General features: G+C 73.3%; 13 protein-coding genes. 3 read left to right on the forward strand and 10 right to left on the reverse strand.

Translation table 11 applies throughout. The features are described 5' to 3' along the window. Positions 1-33: 33 nt before the first annotated feature. The 4 genes from AB0910_RS30140 to AB0910_RS30155 all read right to left on the reverse strand — a co-directional run bounded on the left by AB0910_RS30140 (position 34) and on the right by AB0910_RS30155 (position 5146). Entirely contained in the window at positions 34-1875 is a 1842-nt protein-coding gene (locus tag AB0910_RS30140; RefSeq protein WP_366747837.1) for a DUF2075 domain-containing protein, read from the reverse strand. A gap of 144 nt (positions 1876-2019) precedes the next feature. After that, positions 2020-2214 (reverse strand): hypothetical protein, encoded by a 195-nt coding sequence (locus AB0910_RS30145; protein ID WP_366747838.1) that lies wholly within the window; start codon positions 2212-2214, stop codon positions 2020-2022. Positions 2215-2639: 425 nt separating this feature from the next. Continuing rightward, entirely contained in the window at positions 2640-4274 is a 1635-nt protein-coding gene (aceB, locus tag AB0910_RS30150) for a malate synthase A (protein WP_366747839.1), read from the reverse strand. A gap of 251 nt (positions 4275-4525) precedes the next feature. After that, positions 4526-5146 carry a nucleotidyltransferase family protein gene (locus AB0910_RS30155; RefSeq protein ID WP_366747840.1) on the reverse strand — a complete coding sequence of 207 codons (621 nt, stop codon included), beginning with the start codon at positions 5144-5146 and terminating at the stop codon, positions 4526-4528. A 167-nt stretch (positions 5147-5313) separates the two neighbouring features. Between AB0910_RS30155 and AB0910_RS30160 the strand changes: the two genes are divergently transcribed. Next, a complete protein-coding gene (locus AB0910_RS30160) occupies positions 5314-5670 on the forward strand; it encodes a DUF5955 family protein (protein WP_366747841.1) in 357 nt (118 codons plus the stop codon). 57 nt (positions 5671-5727) lie between these two features. Here the strand turns inward: AB0910_RS30160 and AB0910_RS30165 are convergent, their stop codons facing one another. Beyond that, positions 5728-6525 (reverse strand): IclR family transcriptional regulator, encoded by a 798-nt coding sequence (locus AB0910_RS30165; RefSeq protein WP_366747842.1) that lies wholly within the window; start codon positions 6523-6525, stop codon positions 5728-5730. A gap of 233 nt (positions 6526-6758) precedes the next feature. Between AB0910_RS30165 and allB the strand changes: the two genes are divergently transcribed. Then, entirely contained in the window at positions 6759-8102 is a 1344-nt protein-coding gene (gene allB, locus AB0910_RS30170) for an allantoinase AllB (RefSeq protein WP_366747848.1), read from the forward strand. 1 nt (position 8103) lies between these two features. After that, complete coding sequence (gene alc / locus AB0910_RS30175) at positions 8104-9285, forward strand: allantoicase (protein WP_366747843.1); 1182 nt, start codon at positions 8104-8106, stop codon at positions 9283-9285. Positions 9286-9399: 114 nt separating this feature from the next. Here the strand turns inward: alc and AB0910_RS30180 are convergent, their stop codons facing one another. The 5 genes from AB0910_RS30180 to AB0910_RS30200 form a co-directional block, all read right to left on the reverse strand. Continuing rightward, positions 9400-11805, reverse strand: a complete 2406-nt coding sequence (locus AB0910_RS30180) for a glycoside hydrolase family 2 protein (protein WP_366747849.1) — start codon at positions 11803-11805, stop codon at positions 9400-9402. A gap of 218 nt (positions 11806-12023) precedes the next feature. Continuing rightward, positions 12024-13211, reverse strand: coding sequence for an N-acetylglucosamine-6-phosphate deacetylase (nagA, locus tag AB0910_RS30185; protein WP_366747844.1), 1188 nt, complete (start codon positions 13209-13211; stop codon positions 12024-12026). A gap of 13 nt (positions 13212-13224) precedes the next feature. Further along, on the reverse strand, positions 13225-14691 hold the full coding sequence (locus AB0910_RS30190) for a glycoside hydrolase family 3 N-terminal domain-containing protein (protein ID WP_366747845.1): 1467 nt from the start codon (positions 14689-14691) through the stop codon (positions 13225-13227). Between the two features lie 72 nt (positions 14692-14763). Further along, positions 14764-15618: a carbohydrate ABC transporter permease gene (locus AB0910_RS30195; RefSeq protein ID WP_366747846.1), complete on the reverse strand. Its 855-nt coding sequence runs from the start codon at positions 15616-15618 to the stop codon at positions 14764-14766. Beyond that, the coding region (locus tag AB0910_RS30200) for a sugar ABC transporter permease (protein ID WP_366747847.1) at positions 15615-16570 on the reverse strand (956 nt) is incomplete at its 5' end. The genes AB0910_RS30200 and AB0910_RS30195, both read right to left, overlap by 4 nt.

Here is a 16570-nt window from a genome sequence, read left to right on the forward strand (position 1 = left end):
ACCGGCGCCGCGGCGCGGCCTGGGGCGATCCGGTTACCGGGCCGCCACGAGCTCATGACTGCCCACGAGCTCCCGCAGCTTCTCCTGGGTCTCAGGATCGGTGGAGTAGAGCACCGTACCGATCATGCCGCGGGTCAGCAGCACCTTGTAGGTGTTGCGAATCAACAAGCCGACCGTGTCCTCAGGGACGGACCTCTTGAACACCGGGTCCTTCGACTCGCTCCGGTGCGCCACCCAGTGGTCACTGCGCCAGACCAGGTCAGGCCCCATGATGACGCCGCTCCAGTCGTACTCGAACCCCTGGGCCGTGTACACGCAGCCCACCTGGCCGAAGCCGGCGGGGTTCGTCGCCCAGAGCGCCGAAGGGGGCGCGCCGTCGATGCCGCGGTCTCCGTAGACGTTCCACGGCCGTGCCCAGTCCCCGATCACGACATCGTCGGGCAGCGGTCGGCCCGGTTTCACGTCCTTCGTCCACTTCCAGCAGAAGCCCGCCGACATCCGTGCGCCGTACTTCTCCCTCTTCGCGGACAGGAACGCCTCCATCTCGGCGGGGCTGTCGGCCACCAGCAGCTGCATCTTCCCGTCCGCCTGCCACGGGACGGGACCCCCCGGCTCGAGGCCGAGCAGGCGCAGCACCCACCGGAGATATGCGTCGCTGCCCCCGCACCGGAACTGGTCCTCGAGCCTGATGACGGTGCAGGAGAGCCCCTTGGCGGCCGCAGCGGCCTCGATCTGCGGAACGCTCCCCATCTCGCCGGGCCGAACAATCTGGTGCTCGTCCAGCAGGAAAACGGGCACGCGTGCCGCATCGATCAGTTCCGCCACCTGCGGCCGGTCGGAGCGGAGGCGGGCAGGGGTGTAGCGGTTGGCCGAGGTCTCCCTCATACGGTGTGCTTCGTCGCAGATGACGACGTCGAGCGCGTTGCGTTCGGCCGTCATGAAGCTGTTGAAGTACTTGAAAAGGTCCTGGACCTGGGGTTTTCGCGCGCCTGCCACTTTGCGCATGGTCTTGGTGAAGGACTGCGAGCCCGTTGCGTGGAGCGCCGGGCGCCCCTGCCGGTAGAGCTCGCCGAGCAGGGAGAGGGCGATGACGCTCTTGCCGGTGCCGGGGCCCCCCGTGACGACGACGACCTCCTTGCTGTCGGCCTCACGCGCCTTCTGCACCGCGTTCATCACCGTCCTGTACGCGATGAGTTGCTCATCGAGCAGTACGAACTGCTCACGGTCGCGGACCTCGTCCGCTGCTACCGCCATCAACTGCTTGGACGGCACCGCCTTCGCATTGACGAGTTCGTCGACCGCCGCGCTTCCGCTCGCGGGGGAAAGGTGCCTCCGGAGGAAGTCGATGAACTCCTTGCGGTCGTTCCCCGTGAACAGCTGGCCGTGCGTATCGAGACCGACCTCCTGGAGGCCCCCCACACCAGAAGCGGTCGCGTTGTGCAGATAGGCCGCGCCCGACACGCGTTCCGGGTTCGCTGCGAGCGCCGCGTTGAACGAGACCAGGTACCGGCAGTACGCGCGTACCTGCTCGATGGGGTTGAGTACGGCGCGGCGGTAGCCGTCGACGTGGCACAGGGCGGGGTCCTCCGCGTCGGGGGTCGCCCGGCTCCACTGTTTGAGCTCCACCACGACGAACGACGGTGCTCCCGTCTCCGGGTGTGTGCCTGCCAGGATCACATCCGTCCGCCTGCTGGTCAGAGGCAGCGTGTATTCGATCAGCGCGGTGACCTCGTCCAGTCCTGCTTCGAGGAGCACACGCATCAGCGCGGGCAGGCTGCGCTCCCACGAGCGGATTTCCGAAGTGTTCGGCTGATACCCGTGCACCTCGGCGAATTGCTGCGTCAATTCGAACGCGAGGTTCCCGCTCATGGCCATGGCGGCGATTGTCGAAACGGGTTCACGAAGCACGGCAGGCTCCCGGGCAGCACGGTATGAGGCGTGCGGGTGGGGGCGTGTCCGAGGAGGGAAGCCCGGCGGGCCGCGAGGTCGAGGTGAACACTATCCTGCGCCGCACCGCGGTCACCGGCGCTTGTCGCTTGCGAACAAGGCGCTGGAGTGGGCCGCGAGTTGTTCGACGACGGCTGCCCGGTCACGCGAATGCGTGTTCTGCAGCGCCATTTTCGCGAGGTAGTGCGCGGTCAGACAGGCCAGTGCGAAACGCACCGTCGAGCGAACGGCGAAGAGGAAGACGGAGAGGAGCGAGAACAGCACCATGTGCACCCTTGGTCTGAGGGCGGCCGCCGGGATAGCTCGAAACGCGCCGGAGAGCGAACGTTTCTCCCAGCCCGGTCCGCCGTGTGTGGAGGAACGGACGTGGGATCAGGCGTGGGGGTGCTGATCCACCCGGAGCAGACGGGCTGGTGCGTTGTTCACGGCATGAGACCGGAGGGGCGGTTCGCCCGGGAATCGACGAGGCACAGAAAGGTGCCCTCCTTGCGGTGTGGGGGACTGGTCCGACTTCGACAGTCCGGCGGGTTCCGTAATGAGGCACGAACACCGTAGCGGATGATAGCTGCTATGGCCAAGGGTTTTGGGTGCGTGTCGGAGATTTCCCGGTCGACCTCGCACCGGCAGCACGCGGCGGACCCGGCGTCCGAGACGCCGGGTCCGCCATGGTGGCACCGGAGGGAGCGTGCGGCTCAGCCGCGGAGGCGTTCGTAGGCGGGGAGGGTGAGGAAGTCGGCGTAGTCGGCGTCGAGGGAGACGGTGAGCAGGAGGTCGTGGGCCTGCTGCCACTCGCCCGCCGCGTAGGCGTCCTCGCCGAGCTCCGCGCGGATCGCGGCGAGTTCGCGGGCCGCGAGGTCGCGCACGAGGTCGCGGGTGACCGGCACGGTGCGGCCTTCGTGCTCGAGCTGGACGCCCGCGTTGATCCACTGCCAGATCTGCGAGCGGGAGATCTCCGCCGTGGCCGCGTCCTCCATCAGGTTGAAGATCGCGACGGCGCCCGCACCCCGCAGCCAGGACTCGATGTAGCGCAGCCCGACCTGGACGGCGTTGACGAGGCCCTCGTAGGTGGGGCGGGCGTCGAGGGAGTCGACGGCGATCAGGTCGCCCGCGGCCACCGAGACGTCCTCGCGCAGCCGCTCCTTCTGGTTCGGGCGCTCGCCGAGCACCGCGTCGAAGGACTCGCGGCAGACCGGCACCAGATCGGGGTGGGCGACCCAGGAGCCGTCGAAGCCGTCGTGCGCCTCGCGGTCCTTGTCCGCCTTGACCTTCTCCAGGGCGACCTTGTTGACCTCGGGGTCGCGGCGCGACGGAATGAAGGCGGCCATGCCGCCGATGGCGTGCGCGCCCCGCTTGTGGCAGGTGCGGACGAGGAGTTCGGTGTACGCGCGCATGAACGGCGCCGTCATCGTCACCGCGTTGCGGTCGGGCAGCACGAACTTGGCCCCGCCGTCGCGGAAGTTCTTCACGATGGAGAACAGATAGTCCCAGCGGCCCGCGTTGAGCCCCGAGGCGTGCTCGCGCAGCTCGTAGAGGATCTCCTCCATCTCGTACGCGGCGGTGATGGTCTCGATCAGGACCGTGGCCCTGACGGTGCCCCGCGCGATGCCCAAGTGCTCCTGGGCGAAGACGAAGACGTCGTTCCAGAGCCGCGCCTCCAGGTACGACTCGGTCTTCGGCAGGTAGAAGTACGGGCCCTGCCCGCGCTCCAGCAGCCGGTGGGCGTTGTGGAAGAAGTACAGCCCGAAGTCGACCAGGGCGCCCGGCACCTCGCGGCCGTCCGCCGCGCGCAGGTGGCGCTCCGCCAGGTGCCAGCCGCGGGGCCGCACCACGACCGTGGCGAGGTCGGCCTCGTCGCGCAGCGCGTACGACCTGCCGGTCCGCTCGTCGGTGAAGTCGATGCGCCGCTCGTAGGCGTCGATCAGATTGAGCTGGCCGCCGACCACGTTCTCCCAGGTCGGCGCGGACGCGTCCTCGAAGTCCGCGAGCCAGACGCGCGCGCCCGAGTTGAGCGCGTTGATCGTCATCTTGCGGTCGGTCGGGCCGGTGATCTCGACCCGCCGGTCGTCGAGCGCCTGCGGCGCCTGCGCCACCCGCCAGCTGTCGTCGGCGCGGACCGCCGCCGTCTCCGCCGGGAAGTCGAGCGTGGACGTACGGGCGATCTCCGCGCGCCGCTCGGCACGGCGTGCCAGCAGCTCGTCGCGGCGCGGGGTGAACCGCGCGTGCAGCTCGGCGAGGAAGGCGAGCGCGGGCCCTGTCAGCACCTCCTCCTGGCGCGGCAGGGGTGCGGGGGCGACGACTTCCAGCGGTGACGGCGCTGGTGCGGACATGGGGTCACTCCTTGGGCGGCGGGGCCTGCGGCGCTCGGCGGCGCGGAGCGGCGGCACCGGGTGCCACCGTGCGTCGCGGTGGCGGTACGTACCGTTCCGAGGCACCGAAAGCTTCTGACCAGTGGATAGTAGTTTCCTCATGGTGGAATTTCAATGGTTTGTTGACGTCGAGACTCTCCGGGTCGAGGCAACCCGGCCCGCAGTGCCACGGCCTGCCCCAAGTCCCCGCGCCCCGCAGGGCGTTCGGTGCCTCACTCCAGCCGGGACAGGTCCTCTGGCGTGTCGATGTCGTACGGCTCCGCCACGTCGCCGCACTCGACGAGCGCGATCTCCTCCTCGTGCGCGCGCAGATAGGCGCGGGCCCCGCGGTCGCCGACCGCGTCCCGCGCCACCTCGGCCCAGCGGTCCGCGCCGAGCAGCACCGGGTGGCCGCGCCTGCCGCCGTATGCGGCGGCGGCGAGCGCGGACCGGGAGCCGCCGTACTCGGCGAGCACCCGGGCCACCGCGCGCGCCCCGATCCCCGGCTGGTCCACCAGCAGCACCAGCGCGGCACCCGGGCCGTCGAGCGAGGCGAGCCCCGCGCGCAGCGACGAACCCATGCCCTGCGCCCAGTCCGGGTTCTCCACCACCGCGCAGCCGGCCAGGTCGGCCCGCTCGCGCACCTGCCCGGCGGCCGCGCCGAGCACCACGTGCACCGGACCGCAGCCGCCCTCCCGCAGCGCGCGCACCGCGTGCTCGACCAGTGGCCGCCCCCGGTGCGGCAGCAGCGCCTTGGGCCGGCCGCCGAGCCTGCGTCCGCCCCCGGCGGCGAGCAGCAGGCCCGCCACCGGCGCGGCGGCCTCCTCCGTGTGCTTCTTCGGTGTCTGTTCCATGACCTCTGCATATCCCATGGCGGTCCGTTCGCCGCGGATGCGGTACGCCAGGTGGCACATACTGACCGGTACGCGTTAACTTGCCTGCGAAACCAGGGAGGTTGGCCGCCGAGGTGGGGCACATACCAGCACCATGCCGTGCGAGGGCGAGGGCGAGGGGGAGAGCAGTGCTCTGGAGCAGCGGGCGGGCGCGCGTGGCGGAGCAGGCGCCGCCGGACGGCGGGCGGGCCGCGGCCGATGCGGACGCCGGGGGACCGGTGCTGCGGGTGGCTGTCGCCCGGCTGCGCAGGCAACTCGCCGCCTGCCCCGCCGAGTTCAGGGACCGCGGGGTGGCCGAGGAGGAACTGGCCTCGCTCGCGTCCATGGCTGCGGCCGACGCGCCGCCCGAACTCGCCAGGGTCCGCCGCTCGCTGCTGCTGGTCGTCGGCTCGATCGGCTCGGTCAGCGCGCTCGGCCCCGCGCTGTACGAGGTGCGCGCCGCGGTCGACGCCCTCGCCGCGGCGCCACCTTCCGACCCCGGCTGAGCGCCGGCGCCCGGACGCGGCCGTCACCGCCCGGGCGCCCCGCGCGGTGCGCGTGGTTCAGGGCGCCGTGTTCTTCAGGACCTCGGAGAGGGCGGCGGCCACCTCTTTGAGCACCGGCACGATCCGGTCCGTCGCGGCCTCCGTCACCCGGCCCGCCGGGCCCGAGATGGAGATGGCGGCGGCCGTCGGCGAGCCGGGGATCGGCACGGCGAGGCAGCGGACGCCGACCTCCTGCTCGTTGTCGTCGACCGCGTAGCCCGCGGCGCGCACCTCGTCGAGGGCGGCGAGGAAGCGGTCGGGCGTGGTGATCGTCCGCTCGGTCGCCGCCGGCATGCCCGTACGCGCCAGGAGCTCGCGCACCTCGTCGCCCGGCAGGTGCGCCAGCAGCGCCTTGCCCACGCCGGTGGAGTGCGGCAGCACCCGGCGGCCGACCTCGGTGAACATCCGCATCGAGTGCCGGGAGGGCACCTGCGCCACATACACCACCTCGTCGCCGTCGAGCAGCGCCATGTTGGCCGTCTCGCCGGTCTCGTCGACCAGCCGGGCGAGGTAGGGCCGTGCCCAGGTGCCGAGCAGCCGGGAGGCGGACTCGCCGAGCCTGATCAGGCGCGGCCCCAGGGCGTAGCGCCGGTTGGCCTGCTGGCGCACGTAGCCGCACGCGACGAGGGTGCGCATGAGGCGGTGGATCGTCGGCAGCGGCAGCCCGCTGCTCGCCGACAGCTCGCTGAGGCCGACCTCGCCGCCCGCGTCCGCCATCCGTTCGAGCAGGTCGAAGGCGCGCTCCAGGGACTGCACGCCGCCGCTCGCGGCGGCGGGCTTCCCGGCGTCTGTGGTGCTGGCGCTGGACGACGGCACGTGGGCGGTCCTTTCGCGGACGGGCGGCTGAGGTTCGAAGCCTAGCGGCCGCGCGGCGCCCGCAGCCTCCCGGTCAACGGTACATTCTGCTGCGCGGAATTCACCTTTCGTGTCGCGGAAAAACTCGAATGGCGGCCCTTGACGGACCCCGGAGCGCGGACAAGACTCTTCAACAGTTCGTTGAATTCGCGTGACGGCCGGCGGCCGCTGCCCCGGTGACCCCCACCCGAGAGGTGCGCATGCCCGAGGTGAGTCTTGTCCTGCGGTCGACCCGTGTCGTCACGCCGGAGGGCGTCCGCCCGGCCGCCGTGGCCGTCGCGGGGGAGCGGATCGCCGCCGTCCTGCCGTACGACGCACGGCTGCCCCGGGGCGCCCTGGTGGAGGACGTGGGGGACCGCGCGGTCCTGCCGGGGCTCGTCGACACGCACGTCCATGTGAACGACCCGGGCCGCGCCGATTGGGAGGGCTTCCCGACCGCGACGCGGGCGGCCGCGGCCGGAGGCATCACCACCCTCGTGGACATGCCGCTGAACTCGCTGCCGCCCACCACGACCGTCCCGCACCTGCGCGTCAAACAGGAGGCGGCACGCGGACGCGTCCATGTCGATGTCGGCTTCTGGGGCGGTGCGCTGCCGGACAACACCGGCGACCTGCGGGCCCTGCACGAGGCGGGCGTCTTCGGTTTCAAGTGCTTCCTCTCGCCGTCCGGCGTGCCGGAGTTCCCCGAGCTCGACCGTGCGGGACTCGGCGCGTCGCTCACCGAGATCGCGGGCTTCGGCGGGCTGCTCATCGTGCACGCCGAGGACCCCGCGGCCCTGGCGGACGCCCCGCACCGCGCGGGCCCCGCCTACGCCGACTTCCTCGCCTCCCGCCCGCGCGACGCGGAGAACGACGCCGTGCGCACCCTCCTCGACGCGGCCGGGCGCACCGGCGGCCGGGTGCACGTCCTGCACCTGTCGTCGTCGGACGCGCTGCCGCTGCTCGCGCGGGCCCGCGCCGACGGCCTGCGGGTCACCGCCGAGACCTGCCCGCACTTCCTCACCCTCACGGCGGAGGAAGTCCCCGACGGCGCCACCGAGTTCAAGTGCTGCCCGCCCATCAGGGAGCGCGCCAACCAGGACGCCCTGTGGCAGGCGCTCGCGGACGGCACCATCGGCTGCGTCGTCTCCGACCACTCGCCGTGCACCGCCGACCTGAAGACCGCCGACTTCGCCACCGCCTGGGGCGGCATCTCCTCCCTCCAGCTCGGCCTGCCCGCCGTGTGGACCGAGGCGCGCCGCCGCGGCCACGGCCTTGACGACGTGGCGCGCTGGATGTCCACCGCGCCCGCCGAGCTGGCCGGGCTGCACACCAAGGGCGCCGTGGCCGCGGGTCGCGACGCCGACTTCGCCGTCGTCGCGCCGGACGAGGCGTTCACCGTCGACCCGGCGCACCTGCACCACCGCAACCGCGTGACGGCCTACGCGGGCCGGACCCTGTACGGCGTGGTCGAGGCCACCTGGCTCAGGGGCCGCCGGATCGCCGGCGCGGGCAGCACAGGACAGCCCACAGGACGACTCCTGGAAAGGAACCACTGAGGTGAAGGAAGCGCCGCAGACCACCCTCGTATCCGACCCGGGGCCCGCGCCCGCCCAGGCGGCGGCGACGGCCGCGCCCGCCGCGTTCACCGGTGACGTACGCCCCTACGCGGGCGGCGACCCGTACGCCGACTACCGCGCGGCCGACTTCCCCTTCACCCGCCTGGCCGACCTGGCGGACCGCAGGCTCGGCGCCGCCGTGGTCGCGGCGAACGACGAGTTCTTCGCGGAGCGGGAGAACCTGCTCAAGCCGACGCCCGCCGTCTTCGACCCGGCGGCCTTCGGCCACAAGGGCAAGATCATGGACGGCTGGGAGACCCGCCGCAGGCGCGGCACAGGCCCCGACGCCCCGCACCCCGCGCCCGACGACCACGACTGGGCGCTGATCCGCCTCGGCGTGCCTGGCGTGGTGCGCGGACTCGTCGTGGACACCGCCCACTTCCGCGGCAACTACCCGCAGTCCGTCGCCGTCGAGGGCGCCGCACTGCCGGGGCAGCCCTCGGTCGCCGAGCTGACGGCGGACAGCGTCGTGTGGGTGCCGCTGGTGCCGCGCACGGCGGTCGGCGGCCACGCGGCCAACGGCTTCGCCGTGGACGTGCCGCGGCGCCTCACCCACCTCAGGCTGCGGCAGTTCCCCGACGGCGGCATCGCCAGGCTGCGGGTGTACGGCGAGGCCCTGCCCGACCCGGCGTGGCTCGCGGCGCTCGGCACCTTCGACGTCGTCGCGCTCGAACACGGCGGGTACGTCGAGGACACCTCCGACCGGTTCTTCTCGCCCGGCTCCAACACCCTCGCGCCCGGCCGCTCCGCCACCATGGACGAGGGCTGGGAGACGCGGCGCAGGCGCGACACGGGACACGACTGGATCCGCTACCGCCTCGCCGCGCAGGCCGAGATCAGGGCCGTCGAGATCGACACCGCCTGCTACAAGGGCAACGCGGCGGGCTGGGCCGCGCTCTCGGTCCGCGACGGCGCGGACGGCGCGTGGCGCGAGGTGCTGCCCCGCACCCGGCTCGAACCGGACGCGGTGCACCGCTTCGTGCTGCCCGAGCCCGCGGCCTGCGACGGCGTGCGCCTCGACACCTTCCCGGACGGCGGCATCTCCCGGCTGCGGCTGTACGGCTCGCTCACCGCGGGGGGCGCCGCCGACCTGGCGGCGCGCCACCGGTCGCTCGGCGGCTGAGCCGGGAGCACCGCCGCGGTCTCCTGCGGGGCACGGGGACCGGGCCCGCGGGCGGGCGGAGCCCGCAGGCCCCGCGGACTGAGCCCGCAGGCCCCGCGGGCGGGCGCCGCGCCCCTACCGCTCGGCCCCGCGCACCGCGAACAGCGCGGCCTCGGCCGCCGCGCGGTCGGGTGCGTCCCACCCCGACACCAGGACCGTCGCGCTCTCGCCGGGCAGCAGCGTGAACAGGCCCCGGTCGGCGGCGGCACCGGGCGCCAGCCGGTCGGCCTGGAGCAGCAGGTCGCGCACCAGCGTCCGCGCGGTGACCCGCACCGCCGCGCGCCCCTCGCCGAGCCGCTCGACCGCCACCTCGTAGGACGGCTCCGGATAATCGAACTCCCGGTCCCGCACGGGGAAGTGGAGGGCGCGCAGGCCGTCGGCGTCCGCCACCAGATACTCGGTGCGCGACCCGGCGGCCGGCAGCAGGTCCGCGGGCACCGCGCACTCGGCCACCGCGCGCGGCCCGGCCGCCATCCGTACCCGCGCCTCGGCGAGCACACCGCCCGACGCGGACATCCGGCGCAGCAGCACCTCCGCCTCCCAGGCGTCGGCCGACTGGTTCACCGCGCACACGGCGGGTCCTGCGGCGCGCCGCTGGACGGTGAGGAGCCGGTCGGCGTACAGGCGGCGCAGCTCGTGCCAGAGGGGCTTGGGCCGTGCGTCGCCGTCGACTGCGGCCCAACTCGTCACCGGCCAGCAGTCGTTGAGCTGCCACACGATGGCGCCAGCACAACGCGGCCAGTGCGAGCGCCAGTGCTCGACGCCGGTGGCGACCGCCCGCGCCTGGTTGACCTGCATCAGGTAGTGCCAGGTGTCGAAGTCGGCGGGGACGTCGAAGTGGCGGGCGAGCCCGCGCTCCAGCTTCCCGTTGCCGTCCTCGGCCTTCTGGTGGTGCAGCATGCCGGGGGAGCCGGGCGCGAGCTCCTCGCCCGGCAGGGCGCGGCGCAGCGTGGCGTACGCGGGCGGCGCCTGCCAGCCGAACTCGGCGACGAAGCGCGGCACGTCGTGCAGGTAGTCGGTGTAGTCCGCGGTGTTCCACACGTCCCAGGAGTGCAGGACCCCGTGTGCCGGGTCGTTGGGGTGGTGTTCCCACGAGCCCGACCAGGGGCTGCCCGCCCAGTAGGCGCGCGTCGGGTCGGTGTCGGCCACGACGCGCGGCAACAGTCCCAGGTAGTAGCCCTCGCCCCAGGAGTTCCCGGCGAGCGGCTCCTCCCAGGCCCAGTCGCGAAAGCCCCAGAGGTTCTCGTTGTTGCCGTTCCACAGCACGAGGCTGGGGTGCGGCATCAGCCGGGCGACGTTCTCCCTCGCCTCGGCCTCGACCTCGCCGCGCACCGGCTGCTCCTCGGGATAGGGCGCGCAGGCGAAGAGGAAGTCCTGCCAGACCATCAGGCCCAGTTCGTCGCAGGCGTCGTAGAACTCGTCACGCTCGAAGATGCCGCCGCCCCAGACCCGTACGGTGTCGGCGCCCGCCTGCGCGGCCTGGGTGAGCCGTTCGCGGTAGCGGGCCGCGGTGACCCGGGAGGGGAAGACGTCGTCGGGGATCCAGTTGACGCCCCTGGCGAAGATCCGCTCCCCGTTGACCACGAAGGTGAAGCCGGAGCCGTGCTCGTCGGCGCCGGTGTCCACGACGACGTCGCGGAAGCCGATCCGCCGCGACCAGGTGCCGAGGAGTGCGCCGTCCGCGGTGCGCAGGTCCACCTCGCAGTCGTAGAGCGGCTGTTCGCCGTAGCCGCGGGGCCACCACAGTGCCGCGGCCGGGACCTCGGCGGTGACGGCGGCCGTGGTGCCCTCGAACTCCACGGACGCGTGCGCGCCGCCCACCCGCAGCTCCGCGGTGAGCGCGCGGCCCGCGCCCGCGGCGGTGCGCTCGACGTCGATCCTGGCCTCCACCCGGCCGGTGCCGGTCGCGGTGTCCACGGTGACGAGCGGGCGCACCCGCGCGAGCCGCGCCGTCGACCAGTGTTCGAGCCGCACGTCCTTCCAGATGCCGGCCGTCGGCAGACTCGGGCCCCAGTCCCACCCGTACGCGCAGGCCATCTTGCGGATGAACGGCCGCGGGTCGGCGCCGTACGCCTCACTGGACGCGCCGAGCCGCTCCCGTACTGCCTCGGCGGCGTCGTACGAGCAGGCGAAGCGCACCGCGAGCGGTGCCTGCTCCGCGAGGCGCCCGGTCACGTCGAAGCGGTAGCCGCGGTGCATGTTGGCCGTGCGGCCGACGAGTTGGCCCCCGAGGGTGACCTCGGCGACCGTGTCGAGGCCGTCGAAGACGAGGTCGGTGCGCTCGTGTGCGGTGGTGCGCGCCGGCAGCACCGTGTCGTACACCCAGTCCCTGCGTCCCACCCACTCCACGACGGTCTCGTTCGCCGAGAGGAAGGGGTCGGGGACGACGCCCGCCGCCAGCAGGTCGGTGTGCACACACCCCGGCACCTCGGCGGGCAGCGCCCGGCCGTCGTGGCGCAGCGTCCAGCCCGCGTGCAGCAAAACCGCTTCGAGGGGCGTGCCGTCGTGTCCGGACCGTGCCGTCGTCGTCACCGTGCTCACCGTCGTTCCGCCGTTCCTGTCGGGGGGAGGGAGGATGCGCGCCGCGACCGTAACCAGGGTTTCCTTCCACCGTCAATATATGTGCGGACCCGGGGAGCCGCGGGCGCCGGGCCCGCGCGCGGCGACCCCGGCCCCCGGTGGGCCCGCCCCCCGGACCGTCAGCCGGGCGCCGGCACCGGTTGCCCTGCGAGCCACACCCGGGCGGGCCGCAGCTCCTCGTCCAGCTCCACCAGGTCGGCCCGCAGGCCGGGGCGCAGCTCGCCACGGTCGCGCAGCCCCAGCAGGCGGGCCGCCGTGCCGGAGGCCATCCGCACCGCGTCGGACAGCGGGAGCCCCACCACGCGGACCGCGCGGCGCAGCGCCTCCGCGACGAACAGCGTGGAACCTGCGAGCGTTTCGGTGCCGCGCAGCCGCGCCACCCCACCCTCGACGGTCACCTCGCGGTCGGCGAAGGCGTACGTGCCGTCCGCCATGCCCGCGGCCGGCATCGCGTCGCTCACCAGCGCCAGCCGGTCGGGCCCCGCGACGCGGTGCGCCAACCGGACGGTGTCGTCGGCGAGATGGTGCCCGTCGAGGACCAGCTCGCACACCAGCCTGGTGTCGAGCAGCGCGGCGGCGACCGGCCCCGGGTCCCGGTGGTGCAGCGGCGGCATCGCGTTGAACAGGTGTGTCACCGCGCGCGCCCCCAGGTCGGCGGCGCGCGTCAGCCGCTTTGCGTCCGCGTCGGTGTGGCCGACGCAGCACAGCAGCCGGTCGGCGTACCGGCGCACCAACGCGTCCGCGCCCGGCAGTTCGGGCGCGAACGTCATCGACACGGCATGCCCGCCGGCCGCGTCGAGCAGCCGCGCGAGCAGCTCCGGGTCCGGGTCGCGCAGCGCGCCGCGGGTCTGCGCGCCGCGCCGCGCGGGCGAGAGGAAGGGGCCCTCGAAGTGGATGCCCACCAGGTTCGGCGCCGACCCGTCGTCGATCACCTGTGCCACCGCCGCCGCTGCCGCGGCCATCGCCCCGGGTTCGACGGACGCGACGGACGCCAGCATCGACGTCGTACCGCGCGCCAGATGGCAGGCGGCCGCGGCCCGCACGTCGTCCGGGTCGCCCGTGTAGAGGGAGTGCCCCGCGCCGCCGTGGCAGTGCGGGTCCACGAACCCGGGCACCACGAGCCGCCCGGCCAGCTCCGCCACCGGCTCCGGCACGCGGGGCGGCTCCCCCGAGCCGAGCGCGTGGACGCGCCCGCCGCGCACCAGCAGCCACCCCGCGACCGTCCCCGCGTCGGGCGTGACGAACCGCCCGCCCGTGAACAGCCGCCCGCCGCCCGCCGGTTCGGCCCGGGGTCCCGGCGCCGTCACCGCAGCCCGCCGGTCACCGGGCGCCGAGCAGCACGTCAACCGCGGCCCGTGCGCAGACCTTCGAGGCGCCGAACGTCCGCACCCAGCCGCGGAACCCGCCGAAGTCGTCGCCCGGCACCCCCATGTCGACCACCACGCAGCCGGGGTGGCGCGCCAGCAGCTCGTCGAGCACCGGCCGCTGCCACGGGAAGCGGTGCGGGCTGCGCACCAGCAGCACCACGTCGGCGTCGGGCCCGTACTCGTCAAGACAGAGGCCGATCTCGGCCCTGATCATGCCCTCGGCGTTGTACGTGTCGCCCGCCACGGCCAGCGCCTCGACCTCGACACCCGCCGCGCGCAACGGCTCCTCGACGCCCCAGGACGCGCCGCCCTGCGCCGGCGAGTGCGTCGGGTCGAGCCGTACGACCAGGGCCCTGCGCCCCTTGAGCGCCGGGTCCCCGTGCACCTCCACCACCTCGCGGGCCAGCAGCTCGCCGACGGCGTCGTCGGGGGCCGCGGTGGCGCGCGGCCGGGTGCCGAGCCTCGCGATCCTGGCGTTGGCCTCACGCAGCCTGCCCTCGGGCAGCGACCCGTCCTCGACGGCCGCGACCAGGGCGCCCGCCGCCGCGTCCACGTCGTCGCCGAACGCCCAGGCGCCCAGGCACAGCGCGTCGGCGCCTGCCGCGACCGCCCGCACGGCCGCCTCCGGCAGGCTCGCCACGTCGCTGATGCCGTGCATCTCCAGCGCGTCGGTGATCACCACGCCGTCGAAGCCGAGTTCGCCGCGCAGCAGCCCGGTGAGCACGGCGGGGCTGATGGTGGCGGGCACGTCGTCCAGCTGCGTGAGGCGGACGTGCGACACCATGATGCTGTCGACGCCCGCCGCGATCGCCGCGCGGAACGGATCGAGGTAGTGCTCCACCAGCTCCTGCCGCGACAGGTCGACCACCGGCGTGCCGAGATGGGCGTCGGTGGAGCTGAGGCCGTGGCCGGGGAAGTGCTTGGCGCAGGCGCTCACCCCGGCGGCCTGGAGCCCCTCGACCCAGGCAGCAGCGTGCCGCGCCACCAGCGCGCGGTCCCCGCCGAAGGTGCGGATGCCGTTCGGGGAAAGGGGGTTGACCGCGGTGTCGACGGCGGGCGCCAGGTCCCAGTCGACGCCCGCGGCCACCAGCGAGAGGCCGATCTGGTACGCGGCGTCGCGGGTGCGCTCCGGATCGTCGAGCCGGCCGAGGGCGTGGTTGCCCGGCACCGACGTACCGCCGTGGTTCTCCAGGCGGTTGACGTCGCCGCCCTCCTCGTCCACGGAGAGCAGCACATGCTCGCGCAGGCCGTGCAGGCCCGCCGTCAGCTCGCGCACCTGGACGGCGGACACGATGTCCCTGCCGAACAGGACGAAGCCGCCGAGCCCTTCGGCGACGCGGGCCCTCGCCCACCGGGGGACGGCCGGCCGGCCGAGCGCGGGGAACAGCACGCCGTGGGCGAGCCGGGACAGCTCGGTCATGGATCTTTCCTCACCTTGCAGTGCGCCGTCCGGGTGCGGGCGGCGGGTCGGGTATCGGGTCGGGCGGCGGGCTCAGCCCTTGACCGCGCCGCTGGTCATGCCGCCCACCAGGCGGCGCTGCACCAGCAGGAAGAAGACGAGCACGGGGACGGAGAAGATGGTCGAAGCGGCGATCATCGCGCCGTAGTCGACGCTCTCGGAGGTCTTGAAGGACACCAGCCACACCGGAAGGGTGTAGTTGCTCTGCGACTTCATGATCACGTAGGCGAAGATGTAGTCGTCCCAGGCGTTGACGAACGCGAAGATGGACGTGGCGACGATGCCGGGCATCAGCAGCGGCAGCAGCACCCTGACGTACATCTGGAAGCGCCCGCAGCCGTCCACGAGCGCGGCCTCCTCCAGCTCGACGGGGACCGCGTCCACGAACCCGCGCAGCGTCCAGATGGTGAACGGCAGCACGAACGTCATGTAGGTGAGGACCAGGCCGGGCACGAAGTCGAGGGCGCCGATGGAGCGCAGCATCAGATAGACGGGGATGACCATCGCGGCGGCCGGCACCATCTGCACCAGCACCAGGACGGTCAGCACCGCCTTGCGCCCGGCGAAGCGGAAGCGCGCGATGGCGATCGCCGCGAACAGCGAGATCACCAGGGACAGCACCACCGAGGAGAGCGTCACCGTCAGCGAGTTGCGCACGAACGTTCCGAAGCCCGGCTTCTCCAGCGCCCGGGCGAAGTTCTCCGGGCTCAGCGGCCAGGGGAAGAACTGCGGTACGGAACTGAGGATGTGCGCCCGCTGCTTGAGCGCGGTCGCCACCATCCAGTAGACGGGGAAGACCAGCACGGCGGAGACCGCGAGCGCGACGGCGTTGTGGGCGGCGCGCCGCCGTCGTGCCGGGGTCCACCGGTGTGTCGTCGGGGCGCTCATACGATTTCCCCCTGCCGGGACAGCCTGCGGACGTAGGCGACGGAGAACAGCGCGAGGACCACCACGGTCACCACCGCGACCGAGGCGCCGCTGCCGTACTGGTTGCGGCTGAAGGCCGTGATGTACGCGTACACGCCGAGCGTCGTGGTCTGCCCGTCGGGCCCGCCCTGGGTGAGCACCCAGATCGGGGTGAAGGAGTTCACCGACCAGATGACCTCGAGGATCGTCAGGATCGCCAGCACGGGCCGCATGAGGGGGATGGTGACGTGCCGGAAGGTCTCCAGGGTGCCCGCGCCGTCCAGCCTGGCCGCCTCGTACAGGGACTCGGGGATCTGGCCGCGCGCCGCGAACAGCGTCAGCGCCACGAACGGCAGCCCCTTCCACACCGTCAGCACGACGATCAGGCCCAGCGCGGGCACCGGGTGCGAGAACCAGTCGTAGGCCGACAGGTCGCCGAACGCCCTGACCTGTGTGAGCAGCCAGTTGACCACCCCGTACTGCGGCTGGAACATCCACTGCCACACCAGCGTCGCCGCGACCATGGGCATCGCCCAGACCAGCACGAGGCACACGGTGGTGACCACGCGGGCCCACGCGGAGACGCCCGTGAGCAGGTGCGAGAGGAGGAAGCCGAGCACCATCAGCAGCGCGACGCACAGCAGGGTGAAGACCACCGTGCGCACCAGCACCCCGAGGAAGTCGGAGTCCGCGAAGATCCGGGTGAAGTTGCCGAGGCCGACGAAGTCCGACTCCCCGGTGAACAGCGACCGGGGGCCGAAGTCCTCGGTGGACAGCACCAGCAGCCGCACCAGGGGGTAGCCCTGGACCAGCAGCAGCGCGGCGAGCGCGGGCGCGACCATCGCCCAGGGCAGCAGGCGGCCGCGCGCCGCGCGGCGGCGGGCCGGCGGGGCCGGGCGGGGCGGGCGCCCCCCCGGGCCCCGGCCGCCGCCGG

Origin of the sequence: Streptomyces sp. NPDC047002 (genome assembly GCF_040704505.1) — a bacterium.
In the GTDB taxonomy this organism is placed as follows: Bacteria; Actinomycetota; Actinomycetes; order Streptomycetales; family Streptomycetaceae; genus Streptomyces.

Bases quoted from the DNA above. Each gene is read 5' to 3' on its own strand.
- AB0910_RS30155 (WP_366747840.1), bottom strand. From the start codon at position 5,146: ATGGAACAGACACCGAAGAAGCACACGGAGGAGGCCGCCGCGCCGGTG.
- aceB (WP_366747839.1), bottom strand. From the start codon at position 4,274: ATGTCCGCACCAGCGCCGTCACCGCTGGAAGTCGTCGCCCCCGCACCC.
- AB0910_RS30195 (WP_366747846.1), bottom strand. From the start codon at position 15,618: ATGAGCGCCCCGACGACACACCGGTGGACCCCGGCACGACGGCGGCGC.
- AB0910_RS30140 (WP_366747837.1), bottom strand. From the start codon at position 1,875: ATGGCCATGAGCGGGAACCTCGCGTTCGAATTGACGCAGCAATTCGCC.
- AB0910_RS30190 (WP_366747845.1), bottom strand. From the start codon at position 14,691: ATGACCGAGCTGTCCCGGCTCGCCCACGGCGTGCTGTTCCCCGCGCTC.
- AB0910_RS30145 (WP_366747838.1), bottom strand. From the start codon at position 2,214: ATGGTGCTGTTCTCGCTCCTCTCCGTCTTCCTCTTCGCCGTTCGCTCG.